This window comes from Halorubrum sp. SD626R (genome assembly GCF_001261915.1).
In the GTDB taxonomy this organism is placed as follows: Archaea; Halobacteriota; Halobacteria; order Halobacteriales; family Haloferacaceae; genus Halorubrum.
In genome coordinates this window covers 1-18228 of record NZ_CVRT01000072.1, presented here as the reverse complement: position 1 = coordinate 18228, position 18228 = coordinate 1, and the positions used below count along the sequence as shown (strand labels likewise).

At 71.7% G+C, this 18228-nt stretch carries 18 protein-coding genes; 4 read left to right on the top strand and 14 right to left on the bottom strand.

What is annotated here, in order from left to right; genetic code table 11:
- Window positions 1-21: 21 nt before the first annotated feature.
- The 3 genes from SD626R_RS07510 to SD626R_RS07500 all read right to left on the bottom strand — a co-directional run bounded on the left by SD626R_RS07510 (window position 22) and on the right by SD626R_RS07500 (window position 3166).
- Window positions 22-1011 carry a class I SAM-dependent methyltransferase gene (locus SD626R_RS07510; protein WP_092565291.1) on the bottom strand — a complete coding sequence of 330 codons (990 nt, stop codon included), beginning with the start codon at window positions 1009-1011 and terminating at the stop codon, window positions 22-24.
- A 106-nt stretch (window positions 1012-1117) separates the two neighbouring features.
- Window positions 1118-2620, bottom strand: a complete 1503-nt coding sequence (locus SD626R_RS07505; RefSeq protein ID WP_092565289.1) for an MATE family efflux transporter — start codon at window positions 2618-2620, stop codon at window positions 1118-1120.
- Window positions 2621-2734: 114 nt separating this feature from the next.
- Window positions 2735-3166, bottom strand: a complete 432-nt coding sequence (locus SD626R_RS07500; protein WP_092565287.1) for an EamA family transporter — start codon at window positions 3164-3166, stop codon at window positions 2735-2737.
- Between the two features lie 158 nt (window positions 3167-3324).
- Here SD626R_RS07500 and SD626R_RS07495 point away from each other — a divergent pair, with 158 nt between their 5' ends.
- A complete protein-coding gene (locus SD626R_RS07495) occupies window positions 3325-4095 on the top strand; it encodes a VOC family protein (protein ID WP_092565285.1) in 771 nt (256 codons plus the stop codon).
- Between the two features lie 93 nt (window positions 4096-4188).
- Here SD626R_RS07495 and SD626R_RS07490 read toward each other — a convergent pair whose 3' ends face one another.
- From SD626R_RS07490 to SD626R_RS07450, 9 genes are all read right to left on the bottom strand, one after another.
- Window positions 4189-6924, bottom strand: coding sequence for a hybrid sensor histidine kinase/response regulator (locus SD626R_RS07490; RefSeq protein WP_092565283.1), 2736 nt, complete (start codon window positions 6922-6924; stop codon window positions 4189-4191).
- Between the two features lie 87 nt (window positions 6925-7011).
- Entirely contained in the window at window positions 7012-7485 is a 474-nt protein-coding gene (locus tag SD626R_RS07485) for a Zn-ribbon domain-containing OB-fold protein (protein ID WP_092565282.1), read from the bottom strand.
- Window positions 7482-8648, bottom strand: a complete 1167-nt coding sequence (locus SD626R_RS07480) for a thiolase domain-containing protein (protein ID WP_092565280.1) — start codon at window positions 8646-8648, stop codon at window positions 7482-7484. Before SD626R_RS07480 ends, SD626R_RS07485 begins: the two co-directional genes overlap by 4 nt.
- 123 nt (window positions 8649-8771) lie before the next feature.
- A complete protein-coding gene (locus SD626R_RS07475) occupies window positions 8772-9524 on the bottom strand; it encodes a proteasome assembly chaperone family protein (RefSeq protein WP_092565278.1) in 753 nt (250 codons plus the stop codon).
- 106 nt (window positions 9525-9630) lie between these two features.
- Window positions 9631-9816, bottom strand: a complete 186-nt coding sequence (locus tag SD626R_RS07470; protein ID WP_092565276.1) for an RNA-protein complex protein Nop10 — start codon at window positions 9814-9816, stop codon at window positions 9631-9633.
- A gap of 33 nt (window positions 9817-9849) precedes the next feature.
- Window positions 9850-10650 (bottom strand): translation initiation factor IF-2 subunit alpha, encoded by an 801-nt coding sequence (locus SD626R_RS07465; RefSeq protein ID WP_092565274.1) that lies wholly within the window; start codon window positions 10648-10650, stop codon window positions 9850-9852.
- A 17-nt stretch (window positions 10651-10667) separates the two neighbouring features.
- Entirely contained in the window at window positions 10668-10841 is a 174-nt protein-coding gene (locus tag SD626R_RS07460) for a 30S ribosomal protein S27e (protein WP_008004084.1), read from the bottom strand.
- A 2-nt stretch (window positions 10842-10843) separates the two neighbouring features.
- On the bottom strand, window positions 10844-11125 hold the full coding sequence (locus SD626R_RS07455) for a 50S ribosomal protein L44e (RefSeq protein WP_004595867.1): 282 nt from the start codon (window positions 11123-11125) through the stop codon (window positions 10844-10846).
- A 108-nt stretch (window positions 11126-11233) separates the two neighbouring features.
- Complete coding sequence (locus tag SD626R_RS07450) at window positions 11234-11941, bottom strand: cyclase family protein (RefSeq protein ID WP_092565272.1); 708 nt, start codon at window positions 11939-11941, stop codon at window positions 11234-11236.
- Window positions 11942-12039: 98 nt separating this feature from the next.
- Between SD626R_RS07450 and SD626R_RS07445 the strand changes: the two genes are divergently transcribed.
- On the top strand, window positions 12040-14202 hold the full coding sequence (locus tag SD626R_RS07445) for a S9 family peptidase (RefSeq protein WP_092565270.1): 2163 nt from the start codon (window positions 12040-12042) through the stop codon (window positions 14200-14202).
- Window positions 14203-14249: 47 nt separating this feature from the next.
- On the opposite strand, the gene mce is transcribed toward SD626R_RS07445, so the two are convergent.
- Window positions 14250-14636, bottom strand: a complete 387-nt coding sequence (mce, locus tag SD626R_RS07440; protein ID WP_092565268.1) for a methylmalonyl-CoA epimerase — start codon at window positions 14634-14636, stop codon at window positions 14250-14252.
- A 117-nt stretch (window positions 14637-14753) separates the two neighbouring features.
- Between mce and SD626R_RS07435 the strand changes: the two genes are divergently transcribed.
- The gene (locus SD626R_RS07435; RefSeq protein WP_092565266.1) at window positions 14754-15557 is read left to right on the top strand and encodes a formate/nitrite transporter family protein; all 804 of its coding nucleotides are present in this window, start codon (window positions 14754-14756) and stop codon (window positions 15555-15557) included.
- Window positions 15558-15621: 64 nt separating this feature from the next.
- On the opposite strand, the gene SD626R_RS07430 is transcribed toward SD626R_RS07435, so the two are convergent.
- Entirely contained in the window at window positions 15622-17298 is a 1677-nt protein-coding gene (locus tag SD626R_RS07430; protein ID WP_092565264.1) for an acyl-CoA mutase large subunit family protein, read from the bottom strand.
- A 113-nt stretch (window positions 17299-17411) separates the two neighbouring features.
- Between SD626R_RS07430 and SD626R_RS07425 the strand changes: the two genes are divergently transcribed.
- A complete protein-coding gene (locus SD626R_RS07425) occupies window positions 17412-18077 on the top strand; it encodes an O-methyltransferase (protein ID WP_092565262.1) in 666 nt (221 codons plus the stop codon).
- Window positions 18078-18228: the final 151 nt, after the last annotated feature.

The following is an 18228-nucleotide window of genomic DNA, read 5'->3' as shown; positions in this document are numbered from 1 at the left end:
TCGAACCGGGCCGGTCGGCGGTCAGGGCCGCGTCAGCCTGACGTCGAGACAGACGTTGTACTCGTGGGGCGCGTACGACCTGACGACGCGCTCGGTCTCGACGGCGACCGCGTACCCCTCGCCGGCCGCCTCGCGGATCGCCCGCGTTCCGGGGCCGAACGGGTCGTCCTCGTGTTGGATGTCGTAGTAGTGAATCACGCAGTCGTCGCCGGCCAGCCGGACGGCGGTGTCGAGGAACGCGTCGGCGGAGTGCGGGAGGTTCATCACGAGGCGGTCGGCCGCGCCCGCGTGCTCGTCCCCGATCTCGCGCACGTCGCCGGCGATCGCGGTCACGCGGTCGGCGACGCCGTTCCGGGCCGCGTTCTCGCGGAGGTAGTCGACGGCGCGCTCGTTGAGGTCGCAGGCGACCACCTCGGCGCCGCGGGACGCCAACGGAACGGCGTAGGGGCCGACGCCGGCGAACATGTCGATCGCGGTCTCGCCCGGCTCGGTCTGCTCGACCACGCGGTGGCGCTCGGTCGCGAGCCGCGGGGAGAAGTACACCTCGGCGACGTCGAGCAGGAACTCGTGGCCGTACTCGCGGTGGACCGTCTCGGTGCCGTTCCCGGCCAGCACGTCCCACCGGCGGACGCGGAGCTCGCCCTCGATCGGCGAGGCGCGGTTGAGCACCGTCTCGCAGGGCACGTCGGAGGTCATCACGGCGTCGGCGATCTCGCGGGCGCGCTCGTCGTCGTCCTCGTCGACGATGACGATGTCGCCCAGCCGCTCCAGCGAGGGATCGTACCCCAGTATCTGCGCGGGGGTCCGCGGGCGGTCGCGCTCGGCGGCGTCGCGCTCGACGATCGTCGACGCCAGATCGGCGGGGACCGCGTCGAGGCCGACGACCGGGATGTAGATCGCGTCGCCGTCGACCGCGATCTCGTGGTCGCCGTCGAGGGCGTCGGCCTCGGCGAGCCGCTCGCGAACGGTCTCGCCGCGCTCGCGCTCGACCGCGACGCAGGGGACGGTCATTGTCGAGAGGAGGCGGCACGAGCCGTAAACGCTGACGCTTTCCGTCCTTCGCGGCCGACGGCGACGGCGCCGCGCCCGCGGACGCGGCGCGCTCGCGGCGCCCGTCTCAGTCGTCCGCGGGCGCCTCCGGGCGGTACGCCTCGCTGATCCCCTTCCACTTCCCGGAGCGGAACCGCCAGTAGTTGATCGCGGCGGGGATCGTCGTCTCCGCGAGGAACGCCAGGTAGAGCCCCCACAGCCCGATCGCGGGGAGCGCGACCTCGGGGACCGTGAGCCCGGTGAGGGGGACGTCGATCGCGGGCGTCGCGTCGTTGGCGCCGACGTACGCCAGCGGGATCGAGACGCAGAACATCCCGAGGAACTGGCTCGCGAAGGGGATCTTCGTGTCGCCGGCGGCGTCGAGCGGCCCCGCCGCGCCGCCGGAGACCCCTTGAAACACGACGGCGACGCAGGCGGCGTACACGAGGCTCACGGCGATGGGGACCTCCGGGCTCCGCGGGCTCTCCGCGAACAGCGTCACGATGTCGGTCGCGAAGAGGGCCGTCAGCGCCGCGAACACCAGGTACGTCGCCACGGAGAAGCGGATGATGTCGCGGGCGTACGCCTCGGCCTCCGCCGGGTCCTCCCCGCCGAGCTCCTGGCCGACCAGGCTGGAGGAGGCGAGGCCGAACCCCCAGCCGGGCGCGTTCATGATCCCCCAGATGCGCCGGGTGATGACGAACGCGGCGACGGTGCTCTCGCCGAAGACGTCGAGGATGGCTAACATCGGGAACTCCGCGGCCGTCCAGACGAGGTTGCGCGCGCCGACCGGGAGGCCGATCTCGACGAGGTCTCGGAGCATCTCCGGGTTCAGGTACGAGCCGACCGGGTCGACGGCGACCGGGAACTCGCCGATCAGCGGGGCGCGCCCGCGGACGAGGCCGACGGCGAAGCCGGCGACCGCGAGGACGTTCGAGAGCACGGTGCCGACCGCGGCGCCCTCGACCCCCCAGCCGAGGCCGAAGATGAACAGCGCGCTCAGCGCAACGTTCGCGACCGCGCCGCCCGCCCGCACCTGCATCGCGGTGTAGGCGTCGTCGCAGCCGACCAGCACGCGGCTCCCGACGAGGTTGAGCGCGGCGAACGGGACGCCGAGCCCGACGACCCGGAGGTAGTCGGCGCCCAGCGCGATCGCGGCCTCATTGCTGCTCAGCGCGTCGATGAAGGCCGGGGCGTACAGCCAGAACGCCGCGCTGACGGGGAGCGTGACCGCGACGGCGAGGAGGACGCTCGACCGCACCGCGTCGCCGAGCTCGGCGCGCGCCTCGGCGCCGTATCGCTGAGAGACCAGGGCGATGGTGCCGCCGGCGACGCCGCCGCCCAGCGCGAACGCGAGCCCCCAGTACGGGCCGGCGAAGCCGACGCCGGCGACCGCGCTGGTGCCGACGGCGACGCCGACCATCGCGACGTCGACGGCGTTCTTCGACATCCGGGCGATCCCCGTGACGATCCGCGGCCACGCCAGGTCCGTCGTCCGGACCACGCGGTGGCGGTCGATCAGCCCGACCCTCGCGAGGGCGAAGCCGATGTACAAGATTAGCGCGCGGAAGGGGTTCGGAAGGCGGTCCACGGCGGGTCCGACCCTTTCCCGGTCGGCGCTAAAGGGATTTCGTCACGCGGCGGGCGGACCCGGATCGAAGGGCGAACGCGAGCGTCGAGGCGACCGTCCCGGAGACGGCGGCTCTCAGGCGCCCGACACGAGGTAGACGGACGCGGCGGCGAAGGCGATCCCGAGCGCCTTGCGGGCCGTGAACGACTCGCCGAGGAAGAGGAAGCCGATCACCGACGAGAAGACGAGGAACATCGCGAAGATGGGCGTCACGACGCTCACCGGTCCGAGCGCGATCGAGCGGTACAGCGCCAGGATGCCGATCCCGAGGAACACCCCCGCGGCGAGCACGTGGAGGATCTTCGGCGACGAGAGGTGAGTGACGAACCCCTGTCCGGTGTACGCGAGCACGCCGACGGCGATACAGATGAGCAGCGTGTTGGAGATGACGACGGCGACGTCGCTCGGGACCGCGTCCGGCCCCGTGGTCGCGACGCGCATCAGCGGCGAGACGAGCGCGTACGCGCCCATCGCGAGGAGCGCGTAGGGGAGGTAGGTGGCGTCCATACCGACCGGTCGGGCGGGGCGAACTAGTGCCTGCCGAACCGCGCCGATCGGTTCGCGCTCCTCGGTTCGCGCCCCCAGGGCCATCACCGCCGACCGGTCGCCGGCGAATCCGCGCCCCCTTCAGTACGCTTTTGGGGCGAGCGGCCGATCCGTCGCGTATGGACGGAACCTTCGATCACACGATGATCCGCGTCGAGGACTTAGAGGAGAGCCTCGACTGGTACCAGACGCACCTGAACTACGAGGAGAAGGGCCGCTGGGAGGCCGAGACGTTCACCAACGTCTACCTCGGTCCCGAGGACGTCCACGAGGACGGCGCGCTGTTGGAGCTCACCTACAACCACGGCGACCACACCTACGAGATCGGCGACGCGTGGGGCCACATCGCCGTGCGCGTGCCCGAGGACGCGCTCCAGGAGTCGTACGACCAGCTGATGGCGGAGGGCGTCGAGGACTACCGCGACCCCGAGTCATGCGGGAACCGCTACGCGTTCGTGAAGGACCCCGACGGCCACGAGATCGAGATCGTCAAGCGCGACTTCGGCGAGAAGTGGAGCATCGACCACACGATGATCCGCGTCGAGGACGCCGACGAGGCGCTCGGCTACTGGACCCGCAAGTTCGAGTACACCGAGCAGCCGTCCGGCCGGTGGGAGGCGGACAGCTTCTCGAACTACTTCATGGCCCCCGAGGACGCCCCGGAGGAGGCGATGAAGCTGGAACTCACCTACAACTACGACGGCCGCGAGTACACGATGGGCGACGGCTGGGGCCACCTCTGCGTCCGCGTCGACGACCTCGACGAGGCGTGGGACGACCTGATGACCCGCGAGGCGCCGGACTACCGCGATCCCGAGTCGTGCGACCACAACTACGCGTTCACGAAGGACCAGGACGGCCACGAGATCGAACTGCTCGTCCGGGAGTAGAACGGATCGGGGCGGTCGCGCCCCCACCGTTCGCTCCGCGGCGCCGCCTCTCGCACCGCGACTCCACTTCTCACTTCGCGACGCCGCCGATCCCTACTCGTCGGCCGCCGGCTCCGCGATGTCGACGCCGCTCACCTCGAAGCGCGCCCCGCCCAGCTCCGGATCGTCCGTGATCCACACCTGCCAGCCGTGGGCGGTCGCCACCTGTTCGACGATCCGGAGCCCGAATCCGGTCCCGTCCTCCGAGGTCGAGTAGCCGGCGTCGAACGCGTCGGCGCGCTTCTCGGGCGGGATCCCCGGCCCGTCGTCCGCGACGAAGAACCCGTCGCCGTCGGTGAGCGTACCGACCGCGACGGCGACGCCGTTGCCGCCGTGCTCGACCGCGTTACGAATCAAGTTCTCGATCAGCTGTTGCAGCCGGCTCTCGTCGGAGAGCAGCGTCAGGTCGGTCTCGACGGCGAGCGTCGCGTCCACGGTGTCGACGTTCAGCCAGCAGGACTCGACGACCGCGGCGAGGTCGACCGGCTCCGTCTCGCTCACGCGTTCCCCCTGCCGGGCGAGCGCGAGCAGGTCGCTGATCAGGGTGTCCATCCGGTCGTGGGCCTTGGCGGCCGCGTCGAGGTGCACCGAGTCGCACTCCTCGCGCGCCAGCTCCACCCGCCCCTGCGCCACGTTGAGCGGGTTGCGGAGGTCGTGCGAGACGACGCTGGCGAACTCCTCCAACCGCTCGTTCTGGCGCTCCAGCTCGGCACTCCGGTGGTGGAGCCGCTCGGTCCGGGCCTCGGACTCGAAGGCCGTCTCCGTCGCGGTCGCGAGGATGCGCGCGAGGAACTCGTCGGTGTCGTCGAAGACGCCCGGCTCGGTCTCGCCGATCGAGACCGTCCCGTGCTCGCCGACGGGGAGGATAAGCAGGCTCCGGAGCCCCGTGCCCTGGTCGACCGCGCCGGTGGTCTCGATGTCGTCGTACAGGCGGACCTCGCCCGCCTCGTAGGCCGCCCAGTTGAGGCTCCCGCCGTCGGGGGTGAACACCTCCCGCTCGGGGAGCGCCGCCTGCACCGCCTCCGAGACGGCGACGGGGACCAGCCCGCCGGCGTCCTCGTCGTAGAGCCGGACGGTGGTCACGGAGAAGCCGAGCACCTCCGCGGCGGCCTCGATGACCCGCTCGGCGATCGCCTCTCTGGAGTCCGCGCGGATCAGGTTTCGCGTCGCGTCGTGGAGCCGTTCGAGGCTCGTCTCGCGGTCGACGCGGTCGAGGGCGGCCTCCAGGTGGTTCGCCAGGATCTCGGCGATGAGGACGTCGGTGTCGGTGAACGCGTCCGGCGTCGACGCGGAGACGACGAACAGCCCGTGCGCCCCGATCGGGTGGAGGACCAGGCTCTCCGCCGGCGTCTCCTCGTCGAGGCGGTCGGAGGACGACAGTGAGTCGACCACGACGGGCTCGTCGCCGCGGTACGCTCCCCACGCCAGAGCGGCGCGGGACCCGGGAGGCGCGTCCCGGTCGTACGAGGGCTGCTCGTCGAAGAACGCCGGGACGGACTCGGCGAGCGCGACCGGTTCGAGCGCGTCGCCGGCGCCGTTCAGCAGGTGGATCCCGCTCAGCTCCGCGCCGATGATCTCCGACGCGGCGTCGACCGCCAGCCGCGTCGTCTCCTCGACGGTCCGGGCGTAGTTGAGCTCCCGCGTCCACTCGCGGAGGCGCGCCAGCTTCTCCTCGCGCCGCTTCCGGTCGGAGACGTCCCGCGTGTTGACGACGTAGCCGCCGATCCCGCGGTCGCCGAGCCGGTCGCTGCCGACCGACTCCACCCACAGGTAGTCGCCGTCGGCGCGCCGCAGCCGGTACTCGATCGTGGGGTTCTCGATCTCCCCGGCGATCGACCGGCGGAACGCGTCGAGGACGTGCTCGCGGTCGTCCGGGTGGACGTACTCGAACGCGTCCGCTCCCGAGAGCTCCGCCGGTTCGAAGCCGAGTAACGACTCGACGGACGGGCTCACGTACTGGAACGTCCCGTCCGCGTCGAGCGCGGCGACGACGTCGTTCGAGCGCTCGACGAACGCCCGGTGTCGCTCGCGCTCCGTCACGTCCCGGATGACCCCGACGAACCGCCGCTCGCCGTCCTCCTCGAACTCGCCGAAGGAGATCGATAACGGCACCTCGCGGCCGTCGCGGTGTCGGCCCGGGAGCTCGACGGCCGACCGGTCCGTCGTCGGGTCGACGCCCGTCAGGTAGCGGTCGACCGCCTCGCGGTCGTCGGCCTCGCGGTCCGGCATCAGCGTCGACAGCGGCTCCCCCTCGAGCTCGTCCGGCGCGTAGCCGAACAGCCGCTCGACGGCCGGGTTCGCGAACAGGATCGCGCCCTCGGCGTCGACCGTGACGATCGCGTCCATCGAGTTGTCGGTGATCGCCCGCAGGTGCGTCCGGGTCCGCTCGGCCTCGCGCTCGGCGCGGCGCTTTAGCACGGCGTCGGCGATCCGGTTGGCGAGGATCTCGTACTGCTCGGTGCCGCCGCTCTTCTGGAGGTAGTCCGTCACGCCGGCGGAGATCGCCTCGCTGGCGACCGTCTCGGACCCCTTCCCGGTGTACAGGATGAACGGGAGGTCGCCGCCTCGCTCCCGGACGCGTTCCAGGAACTCGATCCCGTTCGGCCCGGGCATGTCGTGGTCGGAGACGACGCAGTCGATCCCGCCCTCGCCGAGCCGCTCCAGTCCCGCCGTCGCGCTCGGGGCGGTCTCGACCGCGATCCGCTCGTCCTCCCGTTCGAGGAACGACCCGGTCACGTCCGCGAGGTCGGCGTCGTCGTCGACGAGAAGGACGCGGATCCGGTCGGTCATTGAACACGGGTACAGGTGACGGGCGTATAACCATTTGGTCGCAGGACGGAAACGTCGGTCGGCTCCCGACGAGCGGTCACGCCGCCGTTACCCGTCGTTAGCGGGCCGGAAAACGACCAGCGGCTCCCCGTCCGTCGCCCGCTCTTCCACGCCGACCGCGACCGACAGCCCGACCTCGATCGCGTCGCCCGCCGGTTCGACGCCGCGCAGGACGCCCGTCGTTCGGACCGGACCGAGGTCGACGACCGCGGTGACGTACGGGGCGTCGTCCGCGAACCGCGGCGAGGGGACGTGGACGACGCTGAACGTCTCGACCCGACCGGTGTCGCCGAGCGGCTCCCGCGAGAGCGACGCCGACCCGCACTCCGGGCAGATCCGCCGCGGCGGGAGCGACCCGTGTCCGTCGGGACAGACCAAGGCGTACCCCTCGCCCGCCGCGAGCGCGTCGAGCCACTCGTCGTGGTCGGCGTCGGTGACCGGGGTCGGCGCGCGCTCCGCGAGATCGACGTCGCCCGCGTCCCCGCTTCCCGCGCCGTCGCCCGAGTCGCCGCCGTCGCTCATTCCGCCACCTCCAGCACGTGGACGACCGCGCTGGCGACCGTCCCGCCGGCGTTGTGCGCGACGCCGACATCGGCGTCGGGGACGTGTTCGCTGTTCGGGTGGTCGCCGCGGAGCAGCCGCGTCAGCTCGGCGATCTGCGAGCCGCCGGTCGCGCCGACCGGGTGGCCCTTCGCCTTCAGGCCGCCCGAGAGGTTCACCGGGAGGTCGCCGTCGGCGGCCGTGACGCCCTCGCGGGCGGCGGCGATCCCCTCGCCGACCTCGAAGAGGCCGAGCGACTCCGTGGCGAGCACCTCGGCGATGGTGAAGCAGTCGTGGACCTCCGCGACGTCGACGTCCTCGGGCCTCACGCCGGCGGCCGCGTAGGCGCTCTCGGCCGCGTCGTCGGCGGCCGGCGTGCGAGCGAGGTGCTCGCGGTCGGCGAGCGCCATGCGGTCGGTCCCCTGGCCGGTCCCCGTCACCGCGACGGGGGCGTCCACGTCGTGCTCGGCGGCGTACTCCGCGGAGACGATCACCAGCGCGCTCGCGCCGTCGGTGATCGGGCAGGCGTCGTAGAGGTGGAGCGGCTCGGCGACGGGCGGCGCGTCCATCGCCTCGTCGACGGACACCTCCCGGCGGTACTGGGCGTACTCGTTCGGGAGCGCGTTCGCGTGGTTCTTCGAGGCGACGTGGGCCAGGTCCCGCCGCTCCCCCCCGTACGCCTCGAAGTAGGCGGTCGCCATCAGCGCGTACGCGCCGGGGAAGGTGACGCCGGACCGCACCTCGAACAGGTCGTCGGCGGCCATCGCGAGCCCCTCCGTCACCTCGTCGGTCGGCAGATTCGTCATGCGCTCCATGCCGCCCGCGAGGACGACGTCGGCGTCGCCCGCGGCGACGGTCCGGACCGCCTCGCGGACCGCGACGCCCGCGGAGGCGCACGCCGACTCGTAGCGGGTCGCGGGGCAGGACACGCCGGCGGCCTCGGCCATCAGCGGCGCCTGGTGGCCCTGATGCTCGGCGAGCGCGCCCATGAAGTTCCCGTAGTTCAGCTCCTCGACGTCTGCTCTCGGGACGCCGGCGTCCTCGAACGCGCGCTCCGCGGCCGTCGCGAAGAGGTCGCGTCCCGCGCGGTCCGCGTGGCTCCCGAAGCGCGTGAGCCCCACTCCGGCGACGCGTACGTCAGTCATACGGGGACGATACTCGGGGACCGGTTTATCGTTGCCGGAAGGGGTGGCGCTCGCGGGGGGCCGGCGCGTCGGGTTCGGGACGCTGGGTTCGGGACGCCGCGGCCGGGGCGCGCCCCGGGAGAATCAGCCGATGTACCGCAGGTCGTCGTCGGGCACCGCGGGCCCGTCCTGCATCTCGCGGATCTTGCCGACGACCTCCTCCATCTCCTCGGCGCGGTCCTCTAAGCTCTCGTAGTCGACGTCGAACTCGAGCACCTCCTCCAGTACCTCCAGCACCGCACGGGCGCTCTTCGGGTCGACGAGGTAGCCGCTCGTCTCGCCCATCAGGCAGGCGGCGGCGACGCCGCGGCGCCCGCCCAGCCCGAGCACGAGTCCGGAGACGCCGACGATCCCGCCCGCGGGCTCGTCGGGTCGGAACTCGACGCCGGCCGCCTCCAGCTCGTCGACGAGGTCGCCGTCGGAGACCGCGCCGAGGACGGTGTACTCCTCGACGAGCTCGCCGGTCGGGACGCCGCCGAGCGCGTACGCCCGCGTCGCGCCGAACTCCTCGGCGACGTCGAGGAACGTCGTCGTGAGCGTGTAGTGGCCCTTGTTCGAGCCGGCCTGGTGGTCGCCGGTCAACACGAGCAGGTCGGCGCCGTCGGTCTCGACGGCGTGGAACTCGGCGCAGGTCAGCTCGGCGACCCCGTCGCCGTCGACGTCAACCTGCGGCGGGAACTCGGTGGTGTACACCCGGCGGACCAACTCGCCGTCGAACTCCTCCAACAGGTGTTCCGCCCCGAGCTTCCCCACGTGGCCGACGCCCGGCAGCCCCTCGATGAGCACCGGGTCGTCGAGCTCCGGCGTCGCGACCTCGTCGATCTCGATGTCGTCCATACCGGGTCCGTCGGGGCGGCGGTCACAAGAGGGTGGCTATTCCGGCGGCGCGGGCGTGCGGGCGGAACGCGGTGCGGCCGGAGCGCTGCACGGCCCGAGCCGGGGCCTACTCCGACTCCCGACGCCGCCGCGCCCGCCGCCGGTACTCGCCGTAGGGGTCCTCGGGACCGAACGGCGCGGGCGCGCTGTTCGCCGTCGGACCGCCGCAGTCGGGACAGCTGTCGCCGAGCGTGTACACCGGCCGGTCGTGGGCGGTCTCCCAGTTCGCGCAGACGCGGATGTCGGATTTCACGGAGTGAAAGGATAAAAAGCGGACCGCGGGCGACTACTCGTCGTCCTCGCGGCGCTCGCGGTGGAACTCGCCGGCGCCGCCGGCGGCCTCGATGGCCTCGCTGGCGCGGGCCGCGGCGGCCTCCAGCTGGTCCTCGGCCGTCTTGTAGTCGGGCGCGCGGACCTTGATCCGGTACTCGGGCGAGCCGACGTAGCCGACTTCGAGGTCGACGCCGTCAGGCACTTCGCCGTTGCCCTCGGCGGCTTCGAGCGCCGCCTTCACGTCGTCGACGCCGTCGGAGGCCGCGGATTCGAGGTCGACGTAGCCGGTCACGTCGACGTACGGGACCGAGACGTTGTCTCGGGCGGCCTCGACGATCGACTCGCGGGCGTCGTCGTCGACCTCGACATCTTCGAGGGCCTCGTCGCCGCTGATCGCGGCCGCCTCGAAGGCGTCGTACAGCGAGTCGTACTCGACGAGGAGCGCGTTGGCGACCGCGGTGTAGCGGTCGTCGTCGACGTCCTCGCCGAGCGCGATGAGCATCCAGTTGTCGGCCTTCTGCGAGTTCTTCCAGGCCTGTATCTTGTCCTTTCGCTGGTGCTCGTTGACGTCTTTGATCGAGAGGTCGATCTGGTTCGACGACTCGTCGACGTCGAGCACCTTCGCGACGACCGTCTGTCCCTCGCGGACGTGGTCGCGGACGTTCTTGATCCAGCCGGAGGCGACCTCGCTGATGTGACAGAGGCCGCGCTTCTCCTCGTACTCGTCGAGGTCGACGAAGACGCCGAAGTCGGCGATCTCGTCGACGTCGCCGACCACCAGCTCGCCGGGTTCGGGCCAGCCGCTGTACTTCATACGGGGGTCAGAGGCGGTTACCGCGCCTCAACGGTTTCGACGATCTCGCCGTGGAGCTCGGCCTCCCCGCCGGTCGGGGTCGCGAGCGTCGTGCCGCAGACCGCGCACGACACCACAGAGGAGGCCTTGCCGAAGACGACCTGTTCGTTCTCGCAGTCGCCGCAGGCGACGCGGTGGAAGCTTCCCGCCATGCTTACTCCTGGAACGTGAGCCGGCCGGCGCGCCAGCCCTCGCGCATGTGGGCCTTGCCGCAGTCGCCGCAGCGGTACTTCAGGTGGGTCTTCTTCGTCGGCTTGTCGCCACCGGGCACCTTCGAGTACCCGCCGGCGTTACCGATCGTCGCGAGCGCGCGGCGCCGTTGGCGCGCGTCCCGCTTCATTCCGGTCGCCCGACCCGATCGAACCTTCTCCACTTCGTGCTCGTGGTGCGAGTCACAGTGTGGACAGTACGTGTTGAAACGACGTGGCATCTCCATGGATATCGACCTTGAGTCGCGGTTCGTCGCCGACGCTTAAAACGGGTTTGGTCTGGCTCCCAGCCGGCGATCGGGACCACGGCGTCCGCGCCGCCGTGCACCGTCTCTTCACCCTTCCCACTCCGCGACCGCCCGCACCGGCGAGCCGTCCCCGTCGCGCAGGCGGAGCGGGAACGCGTAGAGCCGGAACCGCGACGGGAGCCCGTCGAGCCCGCGGAGGTTCTCGACGATCGGGAGGTCCGCCGCCAACAGGGCGTCGTGAGCCGGCGTCCCGTCGGGCTCGTCACTCGCGGTCGCGGCGTCGGTCGCCGTCGCTGTCGGCGTCGGATCCGGCCCGAAGGTGTCGACCCCGACGCCGACGCCGAGATCCCGGCACCGCGTCGCGGCCGCCTCGGTCAGGTACGGGTGGTCGCGGTAGCGGTCGGCCCCCCAGTAGGACGCCCAGCCGGTCCGCAGGACGAGGAGGTCGACTCCGGGATCGCCCGGAGCCGACGCCTCGTCGACCGCGCTCTCCTCGTCGCCGAGGGCCGCCGCGAGCGCCTCGGCCGTGATCGGCTCCCGCGGCTCCAGCGGCCGGAGGTCGACGAGGCGGGCGTCGAACGCGAACCGGCCCGGATCGACCTCGTCCACGGTCGCCCCCTCCGAGAGCGTGTGGCGCGGCGCGTCGACGTGCGTCCCGGCGTGGGTGCCGGTCCGGAGCTCGCTCGTCGCGTAGCCGTGGGCCTCGTAGGTCGCGTCGGGCGCGAGCGACACCGCGGGGTCGCCGGGGTACGTCGGCATTCCGGTCTCGATCGGGCGGGAGAGGTCGCGGAACACGGACTGGAGTCGCCCGCCGCGCTGTTAAATCGGTCGCCGTCGGCCGCTCCGCTTCCGCTGCCCGAACGTATTTGCGCCGGCCGCCGCTCGGTGCGCCTATGTCGGCACTGCCGCTCGACGCCTACTACGACCTGACGGAGGTCGGCGAGGTCGCCGTTTCCCCCGCCGGCGACCGCGTCGCCTTCACCGCCACCGAGTACGACCAGCGCGCGGACGAGGCCGTGAGCTCGCTGTTCGTCGTCCCGACCGACGGCTCCCGCGAGCCGCACCGCCTGACGAGCGCGGCCGGCACCTCCGCGCCGGCGTGGGGACCGGACGGCGACCGCCTCGCGTTCGTGGCCGCCCGCGACCGCGACGCCGAGCGACGAGTCGGATGGCGGGACCGGGAGGACGACGAGGACGCCGAGACCGACGGCGACGCCGAGAACGGAGACGCGGATGCGCCCGCCGGCGACGACGAGCCGAAGCCGCAGGTGTGGCTGTTCGACCTCGCCTTGGGCGGCGACGCGAGACAGGTCACCGAGCGCGACGAGGGCGTCGCCGACTTCGACTGGTCTCCCGACGGCGACCGGCTGGTGATCGAGTCGCGCGACCCGACCGACGAGGAGGCCGACTACCTCGATCGGGTGCGCGGAGAGGGCGGGCCGATCGAGACGACGCGGCTCCAGCACAAGCTGAACGGCGTCGGCTGGACCGACGAGGTGACGCCGTACCTCTTCGTCGTCGACCTCGACGACCCCGAGCACGACCCGCGGCGGCTCGACGACGGGTACGGCGGCGGCGCCTTCCAAGACATCGCCGGGATGGACCCCCACTGGGGGGCGACCGGGCGGATCGCGTTCACCGCCTGCCGGCTCGACCGCCCGGACGACACCACCGTCCGCGACGTCTACGCGGTGTCGCCCGCTGGCGGCGAGGCCGAGCGGCTCACCGGCGGCGACCTCGCCCACGGCGTCCCGACGTGGCGCCCGGGCGCCGACGAGCTGGTGACGGTCGCCGACGACCCGGACGACCCGCCCGCGCCGGCCGAGGTGTACCTCGTCGACGGCGGAGACGGGGGGAGCGCCGACCGCGACGAGGGCGGCGAGGACGGCGAGGGGACCGTCGTCTCGCTCACCGCCGACCTCGATCGGACGGTCGCGCGCGGCGGCGAGCCGGTCTGGGCCGACGGCGCGGTGTACGTCGCCGTCGGCGACGAGAGCCACACGCGGCTGGTCCGCGCGGGGACGGACGGGACCGCCGAGCGCGTCTTCGCGGCGCAGGGGCGCGACCGTGCGCTAACCGGGTTCGACGTCTCGGCCGACGGCTCGACGGCGGTGGCGGTCCTTTCGGACCCGACCGAAGGGACCGACCTGTACGCGGTCGATGTCGCCGACCTCGACGACGGGGGCGACCTCGGCGACCCGCCCGCGGAGCCCGACTCCCTCCGGCGGCTCACCGCGGTCAACGAGCCGCTGATCGACGAGTTCGCGGTGCCGGAGGCGACCCGGGTCGAGTGGGAGTCCGACGGGTGGACGATCGACGGGATCGTCTATCACGACCCGACCGTGGACCCGACCGAGGGTGACCACCCGCTCGTGGTGGCGATCCACGGCGGCCCGACGTCGTACGACGAGCCCGTCTTCGACTTCGCGCACGCCGCGCTGACGAGCCGCGGATACCTCGTCCTCCGCCCGAACTACCGCGGCGGCACCTCCCGCGGGCGGGCGTTCACCGCCGAGCTGACCGGCGCGTGGGGGACCGCCGAGGTGGACGACATCGCGGCCGGCGTCGCGTCGCTCGCCGATCGCGGCTGGGTCGACCCCGACCGCGTCTTCGGCCACGGCTTCTCCTACGGGGGGATCGCGCAGGGGTTCCTCGTCACGCGCCGCCCCGACCTCTTCGCGGCGGCGGCGCCGGAGCACGGCATCTACGACCTCCGGTCGGCGTTCGGCACCGACGACACGCACACCTGGTTCGAGGCGGAGTACGGCCTCCCGTGGGAGGAGCCGGAGGCGTACGACGCGGCGACGGCGGTCCTCGACGCCGGGGAGATCGAGACGCCGCTGCTCGTGATGGCTGGCGGCGAGGATTGGCGGTGTCCGCCCTCACAGTCCGAGCAGCTCTACGTCGCGGCCCGGAAACAGGGGGTCGACGCCGAGCTCGTCGTCTACCCGGACGAGCACCACGACATCGGTGATCCGGACCGCGCGATCCACCGGCTGGAGAAGATCCTCAACTGGTACGAGACGCACGACCCGGCGGTCGATGACGGGGACTGAGGCGCGGTGTCGGTCGCGGCCTGCGTCCCGGTGACGGCCCGCCGCCCTCAGTGTTCGACGAACTCGACGAGGACCCCGCCCGTCGAGCTCGGGTGGCAGAAGGCGACCTCGTGGCCCCACGCGCCGGGACGCGGCGCCTCGTCGACGAGGTCGACGCCGAGGTCGCGGGCGCGGTCCAGCGCCCCCTCGACGTCGTCGGTCGCGAGCGCGACGTGGTGGATCCCCGGTCCCTCCCGGTCGAGGTAGTCGGCGATCGCGCCGCCGTCGGCGGGCTCTAACAGCTCGAAGTACCCCCCGCCGTCCAGTTCGAGGAAGGCGACGGCCATCCCGTCGAACGTCTCCTCGTGGGCGACGGGCGCGTCGAGGAGGCCGTCGAACAGCTCGGCGAGGTCGGCGGCGTCGCGGGTGGCGACGCCGACGTGGTCGAAGCGCATGCGTCGCGGATCGTTTGCCGCCGACTTATAACGACCGAGCGGGGCCGCGGTACCCGCGCCGCCGCGCCGGGATCCAAAGGTTTGGGTGCGGTCCGGGAGAAGGAGGGAGCGACTCCAGTGAGCGACTCACAGACCGACGCGGCGACGGAGCAGATGTCGTCCCGGAACATCCTCGGCTCGCTGCTCGACAGCGCGCTCCACGAGATGCAGCGAGAGCGGTCCGGGCTGCTGCTCTCGGGGCTGTCGGCGGGGCTCGACATCGGCTTCGGCCCGCTGATGATGGCGGTGGTGTTGACCCTCTCGCCGGGGGGCTTCGGCGACCTCGGGACCGAGCTGCTGCTCGCCGGCGTCTACTCCATCGGCTTCATGTTCGTCATCCTGGGCCGCTCGGAGCTGTTCACCGAGCACACGACGCTGGCCGTGATACCGGTGCTCGACCGGCAGGCGTCGTTCAAACAGTTGGGCCGCCTCTGGGGGCTGGTGTACGTCGGGAACATCGTCGGCGGGCCCCTGTTCACCCTGCTCGTGACCCTGCTGATGCCGGAGCTCGGCGTCGTCGACCCGCAGTCGTTCGAGACCATCGCCCTGAAGCTCGTCGACCACGACCTCCCGTGGCTGTTCGTCGGCGGGGTCTTCGCCGGCTGGCTGATGGGACTGCTGGCGTGGCTCGTGACGGCGGCGCAGGACACGACCGCCCGGATCCTCCTCGTGCTGATCGTCACCGGCACGATCGGGCTCCTCCACCTCCCGCACTCGATCGCGGGCAACGTGGAGGTGCTGTTCGGGCTGATCGTCTCGGACGCCATCTCGCTGGCCGACTACGCCGGATTCCTGGTGCTCGCGACGGTCGGCAACGCCTTCGGCGGCGCGGTGTTCGTCGCGCTGCTGAAGTACGGCCACGTCGTCCGCGGCGCGAACTGAGCGCGTCGCGGAGCCGGACGCCCCCCGCCGCCGTCGTCGGCTGACGCCCTCGGAGGGGACTCCCTTACCGCCCGGGCTTGTACTCGCCGAACTCGTCGCGGAGCACGTCAGAGATCTCTTGGACGGTCGCGTACGCCTTCACCGCGTCGACGATGTGGGGCATCACGTTCTCGGAGCCGCGGGCGGCCTCGCGGAGCGACGCGAGCGCGTCGTCGACCGCGTCGCCGTCGCGGTCGGCCTTCACCTCGTTCAGGCGCTCGCGCTGGTTCTGCTCCTGTTCCGGGTCGACCTCTTCGAGGTCCATCTCGGGCTCCTCGTCGACCTCGAACTCGTTGACGCCGACGATGATCCGCTCGCCCTCCTCGATCTCCTGCTGGCGGTCGAAGGCGACGTCCTGGATCTGCCGCTGGACCCACTGGCTCTCGACCGCCTCCAGCATGCCGCCGCGACGATCGACCTCCTCTAGGATCTCGAAGGCGTCCTCCTCGATCCCGTCGGTGAGGCTCTCGACGTAATAGGACCCGGCGAGCGGGTCGATCGTGTCGGCCGCGCCCGACTCGTGCGCGAGGATCTGCTGGGTGCGCAGCGCGGTGCGGACCGACTTCTCGGTGGGAAGCGCGAGCGCCTCGTCCTTCCCGTTGGTGTGGAGGCTCTGGGTCCCACCCAGGACGGCCGCGAGCGCCTGGTACGCGACCCGGACGACGTTGTTCTCGATCTGCTGGGCGGTGAGAGTGGAGCCGCCGGTCTGCGTGTGGAACTTCAGCTGTTTCGACTTCGGGTTCTGCGCGTCGAACCGCTCGTCCATGATCTGCGCCCACATCCGCCGGGCGGCGCGGAACTTCGCGGCCTCCTCGAAGACGTTGTTGTGCGCGTTGAAGAAGAAGGAGAGCTGCGGGGCGAACTCGTCGACGTCGAGCCCGGCGTCGATCGCGGCCCGCACGTACTCGATCCCGTTGCCGAGCGTGAACGCGACCTCCTGGGCCGCCGTCGAGCCCGCCTCGCGGATGTGGTACCCCGAGATGGAGATCGTGTTGAAGTTGGGGGTCTCGGCCGCGCAGAACTCGAAGATGTCCGTGATCAGCCGCATCGACTGCTTCGGGGGGTAGATGTAGAGGTTCCGCGCGATGTACTCCTTCATGATGTCGTTCTGGATCGTCCCGCGGAGCTGTTCGCGCGGGACCCCCTGCTCGTCGCCCATCGCGACGTACATCGCGAGGAGGACGGCGGCCGGGGCGTTGATCGTCATCGACGTCGACACCTCGTCTAAGGGGATCCCGTCGAAGACGGTCTCGAAGTCGTCGAGGGTGTCGATGGCGACGCCCGACCGCCCCACCTCGCCCTCGGCCATCGCGGCGTCGGAGTCGTACCCCATCTGCGTCGGGAGGTCGAACGCCATCGAGAGCCCGGAGGAGCCCTCGTCGATGAGGTAGTTGAACCGCTCGTTCGTCTCCGCGGCGGTGCCCATGCCGGCGTACTGGCGCATCGTCCAGAGGCGCCCGCGGTGCATCGTCGAGTAGACGCCGCGGGTGTACGGCTCCTCGCCCGGGTTCCCCAGGTCATCGCGATAGTCGTGGTCGGGGACGTCGGCGGGGGTGTACAGCGGGTCGACCTCCTGGCCGCCCGTGTCGGTGGTGAACTCCTCCTTGCGCTCCCCGAACCGGTCGACCGTCTCGCCGTAGGTTCCCTCCTCCCACGACTCCTTCGCCTCCCGGATCGCGGCCAGTTCCTCAGGGTCGTACATTACCGAAACGGACGACCGAGCGGGACTTAACAGTTTTCGGAGTCGGCGTCGGGCGCGGGCGCCCGACCGCTCCCGACGACCGGTTTCAAGTGCCGTGCGGTCCATTAGCGGTCATGGACGTCCTCTCCGACTCGGCCGAGCGCTTCCTCGCCGCGACGGCGCCGGAACACACCGCGACGCAGGCGGCGATGGCCGAGCTGGCCGACGACTGGGGGTTCCCGATCATCGGGCCGGAGGCGGGCGCGGTGCTCCGGCTGCTCGCCCGCCTGACCGACGCCGAGCGCGTCTTCGAGTTCGGCTCCGGCTTCGGCTACTCGGCGACGTGGTTCCTACGCGGCGGCGCCGAGGCGGTGGTCTGTACGGAGTTCGACGAAGAGGAGGCCGAGCGCGGTGTCCGGTTCGCCGCCGACGGCGGGTACGCCGACAGCGTCACCTTCGAGGTGGGCGACGCGATGGAGACGATCGAGCGCTACGACGGGCCGTTCGACGTCGTCCTCATCGACCACCAGAAGGGCCGCTACGCCGAGGCCTACCGCACCGTCCTTCCGAAGGTCCGGACCGGCGGCGTGATTATCGCCGACAACATCACGAGGGGGCCAATCGACCTCGGCGACCTCGTGGCGCACTTCGAGGACGGCGCGCCGCTACCTGACCCCGAGGTCGACGACGAGACCCGGGGGATCGGCGAGTACGTCGGCACCGTGCGCTCGGACGACGCGGTCGAGACCGCGATCCTCCCGGTCGGCAACGGGATCGCGGTGTCGACGAAGGTGGCGTGAGGAGGCGGCAACGCGGTTATTTACAATGAGTCTGCGGTCGGCGCGCCCCGGTGAGCGGCCCGAAGGGCCGCGAGCCGACGGTGCGAGGGACGCGGTGAGCGCTCGGAGAGCGCGAACCGCGAGGCTGGGGAGGCGTGAGGCTGCGGTGCGG